The organism is Companilactobacillus heilongjiangensis (genome assembly GCF_000831645.3).
Lineage (GTDB): Bacteria > Bacillota > Bacilli > Lactobacillales > Lactobacillaceae > Companilactobacillus > Companilactobacillus heilongjiangensis.
The window spans coordinates 1,071,367-1,086,715 of sequence record NZ_CP012559.1; the positions used below are offsets into that span (position 1 = coordinate 1,071,367).

Here is a 15,349-nt window from a genome sequence, read left to right on the forward strand (position 1 = left end):
AGATTTATGAACATTATTGACGAATTATCATGGCGTGGTTTGATCAATCAACAATCAGACGAAGAGGGCTTACGTGATTTAGTTGATTCGAAAGATATTTCACTATACTGTGGTATGGATCCAACAGGGGATTCTATGCATATCGGTCACTTGTTGCCATTTATGACTTTGGAAAGATTTGGCAAGTTTGGTCACCATCCATACATCGTTATTGGTGGAGCTACTGGTTCAATTGGTGATCCAAGTGGTAAAAAAGCAGAACGTCCTATGCAAACTATGGACCAAGTTAACCACAACGTTGAAGCTTTGAGCAATCAAGCCAACAAAATTTTCAATGGCTTTACAATGGTTAACAACTACGACTGGACTGAACCTATTGGTATTCTTGACTTCTTGCGTGATTACGGTAAGTTGTTCAACGTTAATACAATGCTAAACAAGGAAATTATTTCTAGTCGTTTGGAAGTTGGTATTTCATTTACTGAATTCACATACCAAATCCTTCAATCACTTGATTTCTTAACACTTTACCGTCAACACAACGTGCAATTACAAGTCGGTGGTGGTGACCAATGGGGTAACTTAACTGCTGGTCTTGATTTGATTCACAAGGCTGAAGGTCAAGATGCTAAAGTTTACGCTTTGACAATTCCATTATTGTTGAAGTCTGACGGTACAAAATTCGGTAAGACTGCTGGTGGTGCTATTTGGCTTGATCCTAAGAAGACTTCACCTTACGAATTCTATCAATTCTGGTTCAACCAAGATGATAAAGACGTTGTTAACTTGTTGAAGAAGTTTACTTTCTTGAGCAAAGAACAAATTGAAGATTTAGCTGAATCAGTTAAGACAGCACCTGAAAAACGCTTGGCTCAAAAGACTTTGGCCCAAGAAGTTACTAAGTTTGTTCACGGTGAAGAAGCTTTGAAGACTGCTGAAAAAATTACTGATGTCTTGTTCTCTGGTGAAATCCAAGAACTAACAACTGAAGAAGTTGCTGAAGCCTTCCACGGTGTACCAAGTGCTGAAATCTCAGCTGATCCAATCAACTTGGTTGACCTATTGATTGCCACAAATGTTGACAAATCAAAACGTCAAGCACGTGAAGATATTCAAAATGGTGCCATCAGAATCAACGGTGAAAAACTAACTGATACAACAACTGAAATCGAACCAAAAGATTCATTTGATGGTAAGTACATCGTTATTCGTCGTGGTAAAAAGAAGTACTTCTTAGCTACTGTTAAATAGATATTAATTTAATTGTTTAAAATAATTTGTTAAGGGTTGCGAGTGGCTTATTTATAGTTCTGAGCAGACAAATTGTCTGTTAGAGCTTTCAAACAATCCAATAAAAAATGTTGACGTCGTGTGTGAAATCGTTTATATTATTTCCAACGAAAACTTTTAATCAAGTCCTGTGAGGCTTGGAAGGTTCATTACACGTAGCGACAGAAAAAAGTGTAAACTTCCTTTCCTTGTGGGATAGGAAGTTTTTTGTTTACTTAAAGAAAAATCAGGGAACTTTTAAATGGATCCAGTGAGGTCTAAAAGGTCGGATAAAACCAAACTTTTAGGGGCTAGCTGGATGAAAGCTAACCCTTTTTAATTTGGAGGAAAACAATGAAAAACATACTTTCTATGTCACAATTATCAAACGAAGAGGTCTATAGCCTAATAGACTCTGCAGAAAAGTTCAAAGCTGGTAAGAAGTCAATGATTGGTACAGATAAATTTGCCATCAATCTCTTCTTCGAAAACAGTACGAGAACAAAATCTAGTTTCCAAGTTGCTGAAATGAAACTAGGGATGAAAGAAATTGAATTTGAAGCTTCAACGTCATCAACAACTAAAGGTGAAAGCTTATATGACACAATCAAAACTGAAGAAAGTATCGGTGCTTCAGTTGCTATCATTCGCCACAGCCAAGATAAATATTACGAAGATCTAGTTAATAACCATAACTTAAATATTCACATCATCAATGGTGGTGACGGAACTGGTCAACATCCTTCACAATCACTGTTAGATTTGATGACAATTTTTGAACACTTCGGTAAATTTGACGGCTTGAAGATTGGTATTATCGGTGACTTGAGTCATTCACGAGTAGCTCACTCAAATGCTGAAATTTTGACAAGACTAGGTGCTCAAGTATGTTTCGGTGGTTTGGACGCTTGGTACACACCAGAATTTGCTGAAATGGGACCTCACATGGATGTCGACGACCTTTGCCGAGAAATGGACGTTGTAATGTTATTGAGAGTTCAACACGAACGTCTATCTGAAGAAGAAAACAAGAATTTCTCTAAGACTGACTACTTTAACAAATATGGACTGAATAAAGAACGTGTCAACATGATGAAAGCCGATGCCATGATTATGCATCCCGCTCCAATCAACCGTGGCGCTGAAATTGCTGACGATGTTGTTGAATGCGACAAGTCATATATCTTCCCACAAATGGCTAATGGAGTGTTCATGAGAATGGCAATGATTGAAGCTGTTTTGGAAGGAGATAATGTCCGTGATGAAGCTACTGATCAAGAACGCCAAGCTGTTTTACACTAACAAACTGATCAACTGTGATGTTTTGATTGAAGACGGCGAGTTCAAGCAGATTGCTGAAAATATTGTGGCGACTGACGCCAAGATTATTGATGCTAGGTTCCAACTTGTAACACCAGGATTAGTGGACATTCACGTGCACTTCAGAGAACCCGGACAAGTTCATAAGGAAACTATCAAAACAGGAACTTTAGCAGCTGCACATGGTGGTTTTACAACTGTTGGAGCTATGCCTAATGTGATTCCAGTGCCAGATGATGCTGAAAAGTTTGAAAAGCAAGTCGCTTTGAATGAACAAAATTCTTTGATTAATACATTACAGTACGCACCAGTAACACTGGATGAAACTAGTGATGAATTGGTTGATATTGAAGGACTCGCCAAATTAGGAGCTTTCGCCTTTTCCAATGATGGGCATGGAATTATGAACGCCCAGTCAATGTTTACTGCTATGGAAAGAATCGCTGCAATTGACAGTCACTTGGCCGCTCATGTGGAAGATAAAAATCTTTTCAACCATGGGGTAATTAATTTTGGAACAGCTTCACAGCGCCTAGGATTGCCAGGGATTCAGCAAGTAGCTGAAACGTCACAATTGGCCAGAGATTTGGTTTTAGCCAAGGAAACTGGAGTTCACTACCATGTCTGCCACATTTCTACTAAAGATGGCGTTCAGCTAGTTAGAATGGCTAAGGATGCGGGAATCAACGTAACTTGTGAAGTTTCACCACATCATTTATTGCTGAGTGATCAAGATATTTTGACTGATGATGCTAACTTCAAGATGAACCCACCATTGCGTAGTGAAGAAGACCGTCAGGCTCTTATAGCTGGGTTGCAGGATGGCACAATTGATATGATTGCGACTGACCATGCTCCACATGCTGAAGCTGAGAAAAATCAAGGCTTTGCCAAGAGTGCTTTTGGTATCACTGGTATTGAAACGTCGTTCCCACTGATGTACAGCCGTTTAGTCAAAACAGGCATCATCAGTTTGGAAAAACTATTACAACTCATGACTGAGAATCCAGCTGAAATTTTTAAACTACCTGAAACTGGTGTTATAAAATTAGGTCAAAAAGCTGACTTTACAATTATTAATTTAGAAGATGAGTATGAGATTAAGGCAGAAGATTTTCTGTCAAAAGGTAAGAACAGTCCCTTTATCGGCCAAAGTGTTTACGGTGAAGTGGAACAAACATATGTTAATGGAACATGTATTTATTCGAAATAAAGAGTGAGGGGTAATGATGAACAAGCCAGTAATAGTAGCGCTAGATTTTGCAGATGATTTTGAATGTATCAACTTTTTAAATCAATTTCCCAAAGATGATGAAAAATTATTTTTGAAGATTGGTTTAGAAATGTTTTGTCAATTTGGTTATCCGTTTGTGAGAAATTTGAGAGAACGTGGTTATAACATTTTCTTGGATCTGAAATTGCACGATATTCCCAATACGGTTAAGAGAACTTGTGAAATGATTGCGCAGTGGGATGTGCAAATGCTGACAGTTCACGCGACAGGTGGATCAGAAATGATTGCCGCAGCCAAGGAAGGATTAGCTGGTTCGTCTACACAATTGTTAGCCGTAACCCAGTTAACATCCCTCGGCCAAAGTGAATTGGCAAACGAATTACAAGTACCTTTGGAATCACAAGATTATGTAACACATTTGGCAAAATTAGCTTATCAAAATGGAGCTGACGGGGTTATTTCTTCCGCCCTCGAAGTTCCAGTAATTAAAGCTGCTACTAGTACTGATTTCTTGTGCGTAACCCCAGGTATCAGACCTAAATCAGCTCAAGTGGGCGATCAAAAACGTGTTGCTACACCAGCACATGCCAGAAGCCTTGGTAGTGATGCGATTGTGGTCGGTCGTCCAATTACTCAAGCAGAAAATGGTCATCAAGCATACGTTAATATTTGTAAGGAGTGGAATAAATAATGGATAAATTAGCAGTTGCTAACAACATTGCAGGACAATTATTAAAAATCAAGGCGGTGACTTTGAGTCCCAAAGAGCCATTTACATGGGCCAGTGGTATTCAATCACCAATTTACACTGACAATCGCTTAACGATTGCTTATCCAGATTTTCGCCAAACAATTGCGCATGACTTGGCTGACCTAATTAAAGAACATTACCCAGACGTTGAAGTTATCGGTGGAGTCGCTACAGCAGGCATTCCACACGCTACTGGAGTGGCTAATGTCTTGAACCTACCATTGAACTATGTCCGTCCACAGAAAAAGGATCACGGTAAAAAGAGCCAAATTGAAGGACGTTGTCAAAAAGGCGACAAAGTTGTCTTGATTGATGATTTGATTTCAACTGGCGGCAGTATTTTAAAGGCTGTTAAAGCCGTTCGTGAAGAGGGAGGGGATGTTATTGGAACAGTCGCTATCTTCTCCTATGGACTACCAGAGAGTACCAAAAATTTTGCTGATTACGATACCAAATTATTCACATTGACTGATTTTCCAACCATGATTGAGGTTGCTCAAAAACAAGATTACGTTGAGGCAACTGATATGGAGTTATTAAAACAGTGGTATCAAGATCCAGAAAGCTGGGGTAAATAATGGATTTATATAAACTAGTTCGTCCCGCAATTTTTAAAGTTGATCCTGAAATTGATCATCATATCGTAGCTACTGGATTAAAAATGTTCAATCAAACTCCCCAAGTATTGCGAACAATCTTTCAAACAAAGCAATATTCTAATTTGAAAGTTACAGTTAAAGGCGTGACTTTTGATTCACCAATTGGTATTGCCGCTGGATTCGATAAGAAAGCTGAATTTTATAACAGTTTGGGTGCCTTAGGCGCTGGCTTTGTTGAAATTGGTAGTATTACTAAAAATGAGCAACCGGGAAACAAGAAAAAGAGAATTTTCCGTTTGCCCAAAGATCAAGCAATTATTAACCGTATGGGCTTGAATAATGTCGGTGTGGAAGAAACTAGAAAGCACCTAGCCAATACCCCAAAACACGTCAACATTGGTATCAGCGTGGCTCCTGGGCATGGTTTGGACAGTGACAGTATGGTTGATGAAATGGTTGATAATATTGCGCAGATTCATTCATTTGGCGACTATATTGCCTTAAACCAAAGCTGCCCTAATCAAAAAGGTGTGACAACTTTGCAGGAAATTCCAGTTGCTAGAAAGTTACTTCAGAAGATTCATAATTTACATATCAAAGAACCAGTTTTTTGCAAGTTTGGCAATGATATTACCCCTGAAAAGTTAATTGAATTGCTCAATGAAGTAGGCAATTTGATGGACGGAATTATTTTAACTAATACGGCTGCTAATCCTAGTCCGATTCACGATAATTTGAAGTCTGAACATAAAATTGAAGGCGGTGGGCTCAGCGGTAAGCCAATTTTTAAAAAGTCACTGAGCTTAACTAAATCTATTCACCAAGCATTTCCAGACTTGCCAATTATGTTTTCTGGCGGTGTCTTCACACCTGAGGATGCGCAAGCTGCACTAATGGCGGGAGCCAGCTTGGTGCAAGTTTATACAGGATTTATTTATAACGGTCCCACAATGATCAATCAAATTAATCAATTTCTTTCTAAAAATGATGTTTTACAAAAGGTAACTTACTCCCCTAAGATTGCTGAAACTCCGGTCCGAGATCACGAAAATATTGCCGTTACCGATATTAATGACGATAAAAAAATTGAATTAGATGCTAATTCGGGTGCTTCATTTCACGAAGAATAGCTAGAAAATCCACTATCATTGCGAGATAGTGGATTTTTTTGTGTTCAGATAAAATTTTAAAAAGATTGTATATTTGAATATCTCGAAAATTAATACTTCGATAGACTTTAATTATCGGATTAGATGGGGATTTTTAGGAAGATTTCAGATGGAGGCAATATCTTGGAAGAAACAATTTTATCAGTTAAAAATTTAAATAAATCTTTTGGTAATATACAGACGCTGTTTGATGTTAATTTTGAATGCCAAAAGGGGCATATCATTGGTTTAGTCGGTGCTAATGGTGCCGGTAAAACTACGATTATGAAAGCAATTTTAAGTCTAATCAGAAGTGAGGGTCAGATAACTATTGCTGGACAAAAAAGTACCTTCAATCACCATCCCATCTTGAAAAAGGTTGGGGCATTAGTTGAGTATCCGGGTATTTATCCATATTTGAGTGGAAGAGACCATCTCAAGCTATTTGTGGACAAAACAAATGACAGTAAAGAACGCATCCAGAATGTTATTAATGATTTGAAATTGAATGATTACATTGACCAAAGGGCTAAATTATATTCTTTAGGGATGAAACAAAAACTAGGTATCGCTATGGCGTTAATTAATCAACCAGACTTAGTTATCCTAGATGAACCAATGAATGGATTGGATCCACAAGCAACAAAAGATTTGCGAGAAATAATTTTAAAACGACGTGACCAAGGGATGACGGTTTTAATTTCTAGCCATATTTTAGGTGAATTACAAAAATTAGCAGAAGATTTAATCGTGATTGATCATGGAAAAGTTATTAAAAAGACAACAATGAACGAATTATTAGCCAGTAATCAGCATTTTGTTGTAATCAAAACTAGCGATGATGTTAAAGCTCAAAAATTATTAGAGATTGTTGGTTTTAAAGTCGTATCGCAGTCACCATTGCGCTTTGTTTTAACTGAAGAAAATACAGTGGAACGATTGATGAATATTTTGATGAAACAACAGATTACTGTAACTGATTTTCAGCATGAAGATGCTGATTTAGAAGAATCAATTTTGAAATTAATTGCGGAATAGGAGAAAATCATGGGCTATTTATATAAACAAGAAATTTTTAAACTGCTAAAGAAGCGGAGTCTCTGGTTCTGTTTGTTATTTATTGTGTTACAAAATATTGGGATGGCAATTTTTAGTCAGTCATATTCTAATTTCTTTCAAGCAAAATTATTATTTCAATATGACTTCGCATCGACATCATTTATCGCTTTAATCATGATTGCTGCGAGTGCCACGATTATTTCGACAGAATTTGAATACAATACGATTAAAAATGTTGTGATGCAGCCATATTCACGTAGCCAAGTTTTAATCAGTAAATGGTTAACTATTTTAACGTACTCAGTAGGAATCTATTTGTTAGCAATGATTTTGAGTCTGTTTGATAAATTTGTTTTCTTCAATACTGCATTTTCATTAAATGATAAGGTAGATGGCGGTACTAGTTTGGTTTGGCAAGGTTGGTTGATCAGCAATGGGGCTACTTTTCTTACACTATGGTTAATCTTGAGTGTTGTGCTCTTATTGGCTGCAGTAATGAAAAAAGGTGCATTGGCCGTTGTAGTTGGTGTTGTTGGTTACTTCACTTTGGAAATTATCAGTTCATTAATGTTTGTTTTAATTGAAAGATGGAATTTCTTAAAATGGAATCCATTGAATTTTTTAAACTATCCGGGACAATTGACTAGAGGGTCAATGCTCTCGAAACTGACACATTTAAGTAATGATCAGATGTTAGTGGGCAATATTATCTATATCGTGTTATTCATGGCCATTGGATTATTCTTCTTCTCGAGAAAAGAAGTTTAGTTGGGCAATTTTTGAACATGTTTGCACAAATCTGATTATAATAGGTTATGGAAATCAAAAAATATTATTTGGAAAAATGCTCAATTATTTGGTTAATTGAGCATTTTTTGGCCAAAGAAAAAGCCTAGGAAAGTTGTCGTCTTCCTAGACTCTATTTTTTATATAAATAATGTGAAGATAAAACCAACGATTCCGACTAGTAAGCCATACAACAAGGCGGGAACAACGGTTTTACGTAAGATATTTCCTTCTTGTCCAGATAATCCCACAACGGAACTGACTGAAACAATATTATGTACACAAATCATATTTCCGGCAGCGGCACCGATTAATTGAGCCGCCAAAACTAATTCTTTACCGACACCAGCTTTCATAGCAATATCGGCTTGGATTTGACCAAATGTCAAGGTTGAAACGGTCGTACTACCAGTAACGAATGATCCTAGTTGACCAAGGAAAGGAGCAATTATGATCCAAACTGATGAGAGGTATTTAGAAATTATTTTGGCAATGTACATTGGCATGCTTGGTAGATTCGCACCATTTAATTCTGAATTAGTAAAAATTTGAACCATGATCAAAGTTACTATCAAAGCCAAAGCAGTTGATTTCATTGAAAAAACAACCTTTTTAGCTGTGGGTAAGAAACTCTTGAGTGATTTAACTTGAATTAATAGTCCAATCAAAACGGCAATGGTTAATAATGTTCCGGGCGAGTAGAGGAATTCCCAATCTGAACTGATTTGGGTGAACCCTAAGATATTTTGCCAGGATAAATTGACATTGTTTACTAAGAACTGCTTGAGTGGATTGATTGTTCTAGTGGCTAGTAACATTAAGATTACCACGATATATGGTGACCAAGCGGTCAAAAGTGACATCTTATTTTCAGCAGTGATTGTTTGCGTTGAAGTTGTCCATGGTTTCTCAAAGACGGACTTTGGTAATATGAATCTAAATTTGATTGAAATAATGGCAATAATAATTGTGGCAAAAGGTGCCAAAATAGCTACAAATTCATAACTTAAGATAAATGAAACTAGGATAGCAAAGATACTGTAAACTAATCCGATAAAAAGAGACCAAGGAACGAGTGCTAAAAAGTCTTTTTTGTGATTGCTATCATTTTTGCCAAAGAGAAATACCAACATGAAGATTAAAATCAATGGCATAAATGTTCCAGCAAACAAGTCTAATTGAGTAATCTTTTGACCAATGGCATTGAGAAAGTCAGCTCTTTCACTAACGTTACTTAAACCAACGGTTAACGGTGTCCCAACAGCACCAAATGAGGCTGGCGTTGAATCAGCAACCAATGCTAATGTTACAGCTGCCATAGGTGAGAACCCCAAAGCAATCATTAATGGAGCTGTGACCATAGCTGGCGTACCAAATCCTGAGACACCTTCGATTAAACCACCAAAGAGAAAAGCAACTAGTAAGACTTGCAGTCGCATATCAGCCGATATCGTATGAAATCCGGCATTGATTCTTTCAATGGCTCCCGTGTGTTGTAAAATATTCAGCATCATTAAAGCACCAAACAAGATCCATAGGATCGGCAGTGCTTTGTGAACTGATTGGAAAATTGAAGCTAGTAAAACTTTAGGTGGCATTTTCCAAAAGAAATAGCCTTCCAGTAAAACAATAAATGCACTGATCGACATACCTTTAGTGGCAGGCAGGTTGAGAATGCCTAATAATACTAGTGGCAATATGACCGCAGATAGTGCAATAAGAATCATAAATTAACTCCCTCTTAAAACTAATTTTATACATTATATAATTTTTAGCTTATGGTTGTGAATAAGATTCGTAAAAATATTTTTTCAAAAAATGAACTAAAGCATTGATAATGGACCACCATTGATGCCTTTAGTAACTGTTACGTCATCTGGGTTGATCTCAGTTTGGTCAGTTAGTAATTGGTTTAAATGTCTTTTAAAATCATCCTCGTGTAATTGTGATTTGACGTGCCATGCAGTCAAGTTTCCGTTTGCCGAAACCTCACCCAATTCACTGATGCCCTCGATGTTTTTAGGATCAACCGTTTTGTCAGAATCGATATCGACAAAATAATTTGTATACCAAAGTTGAAATGCCATAATATTCCTCCAGAATTTTCTTACTCTTATCATATAATATTTTAGATAAAATTAATCAATAAGCCGACCGGTATTTGAAAAATTTAGTGGGCAAGGGATGAATGACCAGTTACAATTTAGGGGTGCCGTCTCCAGATCTGATAGCATTTGCCTGCTGTGCGGACCGGTCAGAGCCCAAAGACGATCTCTGACCTCGGTTTGAAGCTTCGCAAAAATCGCGAATCTCCAAACACGCCCGGTGGAGTAAGAGCTAAAGCTCTAACACCACTACCACTGCTGGTAAATACTATCAGATCTTCCGACTATTGCTTTTTATAAAATAATAATATGAATGTTTTACAAAATATTAAATTTAAAATGGGGAAGATTATGAAACAGATTACATGTCAAGAAACACGTACGATCAGTGAGAGAATTATTTTTGATGGGGATTTGAATGATAAAGGAACATTATTTGGTGGCAAGACACTCAGTTTATTGGATGAGAATGCAGGCTTAGCCAGTTTTAAATTAGTAAAAGCTAAGATTGCTACCGCAAACTATGATCATGTGAATTTTTGGAAACCTATTACAACTGATAAATATATTAAATTTGAATCGTTTGTAACAGGAGTCTCAGGACGACAGATTGAAGTTTTCACCAAGATTATTAGCCATGATTTAAAAACAGATGTTACAGAGATTGCTTTTACAAGTTTTTGTACATTGGTTGTTTTGCAGAAAGTTGATTTACCAAGGTTGGTACCAGAAACGGTTGAAGAAAAATATCTTTGTGCCGGTTTTGCAAAACGTTTAGCTGCTAGACAAGAAGACTATAACAATAAAGAAGATTTTTTAAGCCGCTTGAGCTTAGATTAAGTAGAGTTAGTCATATATTGACCAGCTCTTTTTTTCTAGAATAGCAAAATATTTTAAGCGCAAAATATTTTAAGTTGAAAATGTGTTATAAAGGTTGCTTTAACATTTTTCGATTGAAAGACTAGGCTGGTCGTACTTGTTCTGGAAACGGAAATACTATAAATTATTAAAATACTGTTTCAAGTAAATTACTTTGACACACATAGTAATTGGTGATACATTATCTACATGGAAATAAAAGGTAGGTATGGATTATGAAACCATTAATTTCTAAAGATATAATTCGTGGACATACAGCTACGATTGTTTTAAACATTCTCAACCAAGGTGACAGCTATGGTTATGAAATTGCCAAGATGGTTAAAGAATTGAGCCACGATAAATATGAATTAAACGAAGCTACGCTTTACACGGTCTTTCGACGACTTGAGAAAAACGATGATATTGCCAGTTATTGGGGCGATGAAAGTCAGGGTGGTCGTCGTAAGTATTATCAAATAACGACTCAAGGCAAGCAGACGTTAGAAGATAATATTGAAGCTTGGAAATTTGCCAAAGATGTAATTGATGATTTGATTTTAGGAAGGATACAAGATCATGAGTGAAATGATAAATAGATTAGTAGATGAAAAGTTAACAAAAATTTTTGCGGATTATCCCGATAATGACGACTTACAAGAGTTACGAGAAGAGTTGGCATCTGATTTGATTGCCTCAGCAGAAGATAAAAAAACTGCCGATATGACGGATGAAGATGCGGTCACAGCAGCGTTTAAAGGATTTGGTGATATTGATGAAGTTATTGATCAAGTATTAGACGATAGCCACGATGAAGATGAAAGCAATCATTACCATAAAACAATTCATGAACATCATATTGATTTAGATGACAACGGTATCAGAATTGATAATGGAAAATTACTCAATATTGATGATGATGGAATTACCATTAATAATGGTAAAACTATCAGAATTAACTCTGATGGTGTTAAATTGGGCAACATGTTTATCAATGAAGATGGTATCAACTTTAATGGTCAGCAAACTAAGACTAAGGAAACATTCGATGATGTCAATGCAAAATTTAATGATGCTGATTACGATACCGAAGTACACGTTGAATCTTTGCCTTTAACCGATGAAAGTGAATTTTCACCAGTTGGAATTGAAAAGATCGATATTGATTATGAAGATGCCGATTTGAAGATTTTGCCAACTCGAAGTCACAAAATTGTGGTTCGTGAATATATGTCACGTACCAATCCTGATTATCAAGTTAAGACTGATATTGTCGATGATACCTTGGTCATTAAACAAGGTCGAATTCCTCATTTCTTGCCTTTAAAAATTAAAGTACAAGTTTTAATTCCTCAAGATTTCAATGGCAAAATGCGTGTTACGAACCGAAATGGTAGTTTATTACTCCAAGATTTGGATAGTGTCGATCAAGCATTAATTAATGTTCGCAGTGGGTTAGTTAATGCCAGAGATATTGATATAAATCAACTATTGATAAAGTCAACATCTGGAAAGACTGTCTTGGAAGATGTTACTGCCAAGGACTCACTATCGATTGACTCAAGAAGTGGCATTATTAGATTGGATGATGTGTTCAGTCCTGATTACAATATTGTAGCTAATAGTGGCACGATTAAGGGACTCGATCTTGGTGGGGCAGGTTCAATTACCGCTAAATCAGGGACGATTAAAATCGAATTTGATAAAATTACTGCAGATGTCAATGTTTCTAACAACAGTGGCACGATTAAGTTGATTATGCCTGAGCATGATTCTTATAATTTTAACCTTGAAGCTCATAGTGGATTGGTAAAAATGAGTCATGCAGCAAAACTAAAGCATGACGTTCAGAGCCTCAAAGAGGGTACAGTTGGAACGGATCCACAGTATAATTTAACTGTTAAAGCAAATTCCGGCACAATTAAAGTAAATTAAAAGAAACTGAGATGAAAATTAGAATTTCATCTCAGTTTTTTAGTTTGTTTTATTAGAAAGGATTTGTAAGACATTGGTCAGCCGATACATTGTGTGTTGCGGATCATGCAATTGATCAAAGGAGAGGTCCAATTCGGTGGAAGCTTGATTCAACTCTAACTCTAAGAAAAATGGTTTTCTCAGTCCTGGAAAAATGGACTGTTTAGCTGGTTTGATTGTTAAAATATCAGCCGTTGAATATTGCTGATTTTCTTCGTGAACTTGAAAACCTTTAATTTGAGAATAACTGATAAATTGAAATTCAGCCTGATCTGGGTGGAAAATAAGTTTTAATTTATCTCGGTAAGTATTCATTTTATAGTAAGAAATGCCATGCTTTTCTAGTTGCCAATGTCCAAATAATTTTGGCAAAAGAACTGGAAAATAAACGCAAAGTAGTAAAAACAAAACTATCAAAAATGATAATATGGATACTTTTATGTTAGCGATTAACCCAACGCTACCAGCCAAAAAGCTGACTAAAAAACTTACAATTATTGGACGATGATTGATCTTTTTTCCAAACTCGATCGTATCGATCATTCTAATATCTCCCTCTTGAATCTAATAATATTGTAATATTTTGCAACCGTTTACACAACTGATGTTAAAGGAAATTTTATTTAAAAATATTTCGCTATAAAGCATTGTAATAGTTTATTTTATCGTATATCCTGAGACTATATTATAAATATAGGAGGGTTGATTTAATGGAAAAGAAAGCAAAAAAATGGCAAATGCCATCCGCTTATACAATTTTGTTCTTCTTGATAATCGTTGTTGCAATTTTAACATGGATTATCCCCGCAGGTGAGTACGCAACTACCAAAGCGGGAAATATCATTGCAGGTACCTACAAGGCACGGGCAAGTAGTCCTCAAGGTATCTGGGATGTATTCTTAGCACCAATCAACGGGATGGTTGGTACTGATATAACTGAAGGTTCAATTTCAGTTTCACTCTTTATTTTGGTTATTGGTGGTTTCTTAGGGGTCGTCAATAAGACTAAAGCGTTGGACGACGGTATTAGTTCAACTGTTCGTAAGTATCAAGGTAAAGAAAAAGCACTTATCCCAATTTTAATGATCTTATTTGCAATCGGTGGCTCCACTTACGGTATGGGTGAAGAAACGATTGCTTTCTACCCAATTTTGATTCCAGTTATGATCAGTGTTGGTTATGACTCGATCACGGCGATTTCGTTAGCTTTGATTGGATCACAAGTTGGATGTTTGGCATCAACAGTTAATCCATTTGCGACAGGTGTTGCTTCACAAACAATCAATATTTCACCTGGTGACGGTTTGATTCCACGGTTTATTTTATTGATTATTGTAACCGGTATCAGTATCGTCTATGTAATGCATTACGCTGACAAAGTTAAGAAAGACCCTTCAAAGTCGGTTGTTTTTGAACGCCGTCAAAAAGATCTTGAAGAATTTAACATGGAAGATAGATCAGTTGGAGAAAAATTAACTAAGAAACAAAAGAGTGTTCTTTGGCTATTTGCCTTAACATTCGTTGTTATGATCACTAGTTTGATTCCTTGGTCAAGTTTGAATCCTGGTTGGACATTCTTCTACAGCTTTACAAAGTGGCTCACAAATATTCCATTCATTGGTGCTTTAATTGGTAAAGATTTGGCTCCACTAGGTACATGGTACTTTACAGAAATTACAACACTATTCTTTATGATGTCAGTTGTTATCATGTTTGTTTTCCGCATGAAGGAATCTGATTATATCAGTGCTTTCATGGGTGGTATGACAGAATTTATCAGTGTTGCTATTATCGTTGCTGTTGCTCGTGGTATTCAAGTTATCATGAACAATGGTTACATCACTGCTACAGTCTTGCATGCTGGTGAAACTGGTTTGCAAAATCTTTCTGCAGGTGTCTTCATCGTTCTAACATATATTTTCTACATTCCAATGTCATTCTTGATTCCTTCAACTTCCGGCCTTGCTGCTGCAACAATGGGAATCATGGGACCACTTGGTAAATTCTCTGGCGTTGATGGCTCACTTGTTATCACAGCTTATCAATCAGCTTCTGGACTAGTTAACTTGATCACACCAACTTCTGGTATCGTTATGGGTGCCTTGGCAATTGGTCACGTTGATATTGTTAAATGGTGGAAGTACATGTGGAAACTGGTTGCCATTCTGTTCGTGGTAATCGCAGTATTCTTAGTTATTTGTTCGATGTTTAAATAATATTTGGAAATAATTCTGGGGGTTTGAATA

Annotated in this window: 15 protein-coding genes; 12 read left to right on the forward strand and 3 right to left on the reverse strand. The window is 36.5% G+C overall.

Translation table 11 applies throughout. The features are described from left to right. The first annotated feature begins 6 nt into the window (after positions 1-6). The 8 genes from tyrS (at position 7) to JP39_RS04970 (ending at position 8,148) form a co-directional block, all read left to right on the forward strand. A complete protein-coding gene (tyrS, locus tag JP39_RS04935; protein ID WP_041499419.1) occupies positions 7-1,251 on the forward strand; it encodes a tyrosine--tRNA ligase in 1,245 nt (414 codons plus the stop codon). A 372-nt stretch (positions 1,252-1,623) separates the two neighbouring features. Further along, the gene (locus tag JP39_RS04940) at positions 1,624-2,571 is read left to right on the forward strand and encodes an aspartate carbamoyltransferase catalytic subunit (RefSeq protein ID WP_041499418.1); all 948 of its coding nucleotides are present in this window, start codon (positions 1,624-1,626) and stop codon (positions 2,569-2,571) included. Beyond that, entirely contained in the window at positions 2,531-3,802 is a 1,272-nt protein-coding gene (locus JP39_RS04945; protein WP_041499417.1) for a dihydroorotase, read from the forward strand. Before JP39_RS04940 ends, JP39_RS04945 begins: the two co-directional genes overlap by 41 nt. Before the next feature lie 16 nt (positions 3,803-3,818). Beyond that, positions 3,819-4,514, forward strand: coding sequence for an orotidine-5'-phosphate decarboxylase (gene pyrF / locus JP39_RS04950; RefSeq protein WP_041499416.1), 696 nt, complete (start codon positions 3,819-3,821; stop codon positions 4,512-4,514). Continuing rightward, a complete protein-coding gene (gene pyrE / locus JP39_RS04955) occupies positions 4,514-5,152 on the forward strand; it encodes an orotate phosphoribosyltransferase (protein WP_041499415.1) in 639 nt (212 codons plus the stop codon). Before pyrF ends, pyrE begins: the two co-directional genes overlap by 1 nt. Further along, positions 5,152-6,303: a quinone-dependent dihydroorotate dehydrogenase gene (locus tag JP39_RS04960; protein ID WP_041499414.1), complete on the forward strand. Its 1,152-nt coding sequence runs from the start codon at positions 5,152-5,154 to the stop codon at positions 6,301-6,303. The genes pyrE and JP39_RS04960 overlap by 1 nt, the downstream gene beginning before the upstream one ends. Positions 6,304-6,465: 162 nt before the next feature. Then, on the forward strand, positions 6,466-7,359 hold the full coding sequence (locus JP39_RS04965) for an ABC transporter ATP-binding protein (protein WP_041499413.1): 894 nt from the start codon (positions 6,466-6,468) through the stop codon (positions 7,357-7,359). 9 nt (positions 7,360-7,368) lie between these two features. Continuing rightward, positions 7,369-8,148 carry an ABC transporter permease gene (locus tag JP39_RS04970; protein ID WP_041499412.1) on the forward strand — a complete coding sequence of 260 codons (780 nt, stop codon included), beginning with the start codon at positions 7,369-7,371 and terminating at the stop codon, positions 8,146-8,148. Between the two features lie 158 nt (positions 8,149-8,306). On the opposite strand, the gene JP39_RS04975 is transcribed toward JP39_RS04970, so the two are convergent. Both JP39_RS04975 and JP39_RS04980 read right to left on the reverse strand, forming a co-directional pair. Then, positions 8,307-9,893 carry an L-lactate permease gene (locus tag JP39_RS04975; RefSeq protein WP_041499411.1) on the reverse strand — a complete coding sequence of 529 codons (1,587 nt, stop codon included), beginning with the start codon at positions 9,891-9,893 and terminating at the stop codon, positions 8,307-8,309. Between the two features lie 96 nt (positions 9,894-9,989). Further along, the gene (locus tag JP39_RS04980; RefSeq protein WP_041499410.1) at positions 9,990-10,253 is read right to left on the reverse strand and encodes a hypothetical protein; all 264 of its coding nucleotides are present in this window, start codon (positions 10,251-10,253) and stop codon (positions 9,990-9,992) included. Between the two features lie 369 nt (positions 10,254-10,622). Between JP39_RS04980 and JP39_RS04985 the strand changes: the two genes are divergently transcribed. The 3 genes from JP39_RS04985 to JP39_RS04995 all read left to right on the forward strand — a co-directional run bounded on the left by JP39_RS04985 (position 10,623) and on the right by JP39_RS04995 (position 13,064). Continuing rightward, entirely contained in the window at positions 10,623-11,111 is a 489-nt protein-coding gene (locus tag JP39_RS04985; RefSeq protein WP_048698663.1) for an acyl-CoA thioesterase, read from the forward strand. Positions 11,112-11,365: 254 nt separating this feature from the next. Next, positions 11,366-11,716, forward strand: a complete 351-nt coding sequence (locus tag JP39_RS04990; protein ID WP_041499409.1) for a PadR family transcriptional regulator — start codon at positions 11,366-11,368, stop codon at positions 11,714-11,716. Continuing rightward, positions 11,709-13,064 carry a DUF4097 family beta strand repeat-containing protein gene (locus JP39_RS04995; protein ID WP_041499408.1) on the forward strand — a complete coding sequence of 452 codons (1,356 nt, stop codon included), beginning with the start codon at positions 11,709-11,711 and terminating at the stop codon, positions 13,062-13,064. Before JP39_RS04990 ends, JP39_RS04995 begins: the two co-directional genes overlap by 8 nt. Before the next feature lie 39 nt (positions 13,065-13,103). On the opposite strand, the gene JP39_RS05000 is transcribed toward JP39_RS04995, so the two are convergent. After that, positions 13,104-13,646 (reverse strand): hypothetical protein, encoded by a 543-nt coding sequence (locus JP39_RS05000; RefSeq protein WP_041499407.1) that lies wholly within the window; start codon positions 13,644-13,646, stop codon positions 13,104-13,106. 167 nt (positions 13,647-13,813) lie between these two features. Between JP39_RS05000 and JP39_RS05005 the strand changes: the two genes are divergently transcribed. Further along, positions 13,814-15,319, forward strand: coding sequence for a YfcC family protein (locus JP39_RS05005; RefSeq protein ID WP_041499406.1), 1,506 nt, complete (start codon positions 13,814-13,816; stop codon positions 15,317-15,319). Positions 15,320-15,349 lie beyond the last annotated feature (30 nt).

Coding starts and splice junctions, on each gene's coding strand:
- JP39_RS04945 (WP_041499417.1), top strand. CDS start 2,531: ATGAAGCTACTGATCAAGAACGCCAAGCTGTTTTACACTAACAAACTG.
- JP39_RS04995 (WP_041499408.1), top strand. CDS start 11,709: ATGAGTGAAATGATAAATAGATTAGTAGATGAAAAGTTAACAAAAATT.
- JP39_RS04985 (WP_048698663.1), top strand. CDS start 10,623: ATGAAACAGATTACATGTCAAGAAACACGTACGATCAGTGAGAGAATT.
- pyrF (WP_041499416.1), top strand. CDS start 3,819: ATGAACAAGCCAGTAATAGTAGCGCTAGATTTTGCAGATGATTTTGAA.
- JP39_RS04960 (WP_041499414.1), top strand. CDS start 5,152: ATGGATTTATATAAACTAGTTCGTCCCGCAATTTTTAAAGTTGATCCT.
- tyrS (WP_041499419.1), top strand. CDS start 7: ATGAACATTATTGACGAATTATCATGGCGTGGTTTGATCAATCAACAA.
- pyrE (WP_041499415.1), top strand. CDS start 4,514: ATGGATAAATTAGCAGTTGCTAACAACATTGCAGGACAATTATTAAAA.
- JP39_RS04970 (WP_041499412.1), top strand. CDS start 7,369: ATGGGCTATTTATATAAACAAGAAATTTTTAAACTGCTAAAGAAGCGG.
- JP39_RS04980 (WP_041499410.1), bottom strand. CDS start 10,253: ATGGCATTTCAACTTTGGTATACAAATTATTTTGTCGATATCGATTCT.
- JP39_RS04940 (WP_041499418.1), top strand. CDS start 1,624: ATGAAAAACATACTTTCTATGTCACAATTATCAAACGAAGAGGTCTAT.
- JP39_RS05005 (WP_041499406.1), top strand. CDS start 13,814: ATGGAAAAGAAAGCAAAAAAATGGCAAATGCCATCCGCTTATACAATT.
- JP39_RS05000 (WP_041499407.1), bottom strand. CDS start 13,646: ATGATCGATACGATCGAGTTTGGAAAAAAGATCAATCATCGTCCAATA.
- JP39_RS04975 (WP_041499411.1), bottom strand. CDS start 9,893: ATGATTCTTATTGCACTATCTGCGGTCATATTGCCACTAGTATTATTA.
- JP39_RS04990 (WP_041499409.1), top strand. CDS start 11,366: ATGAAACCATTAATTTCTAAAGATATAATTCGTGGACATACAGCTACG.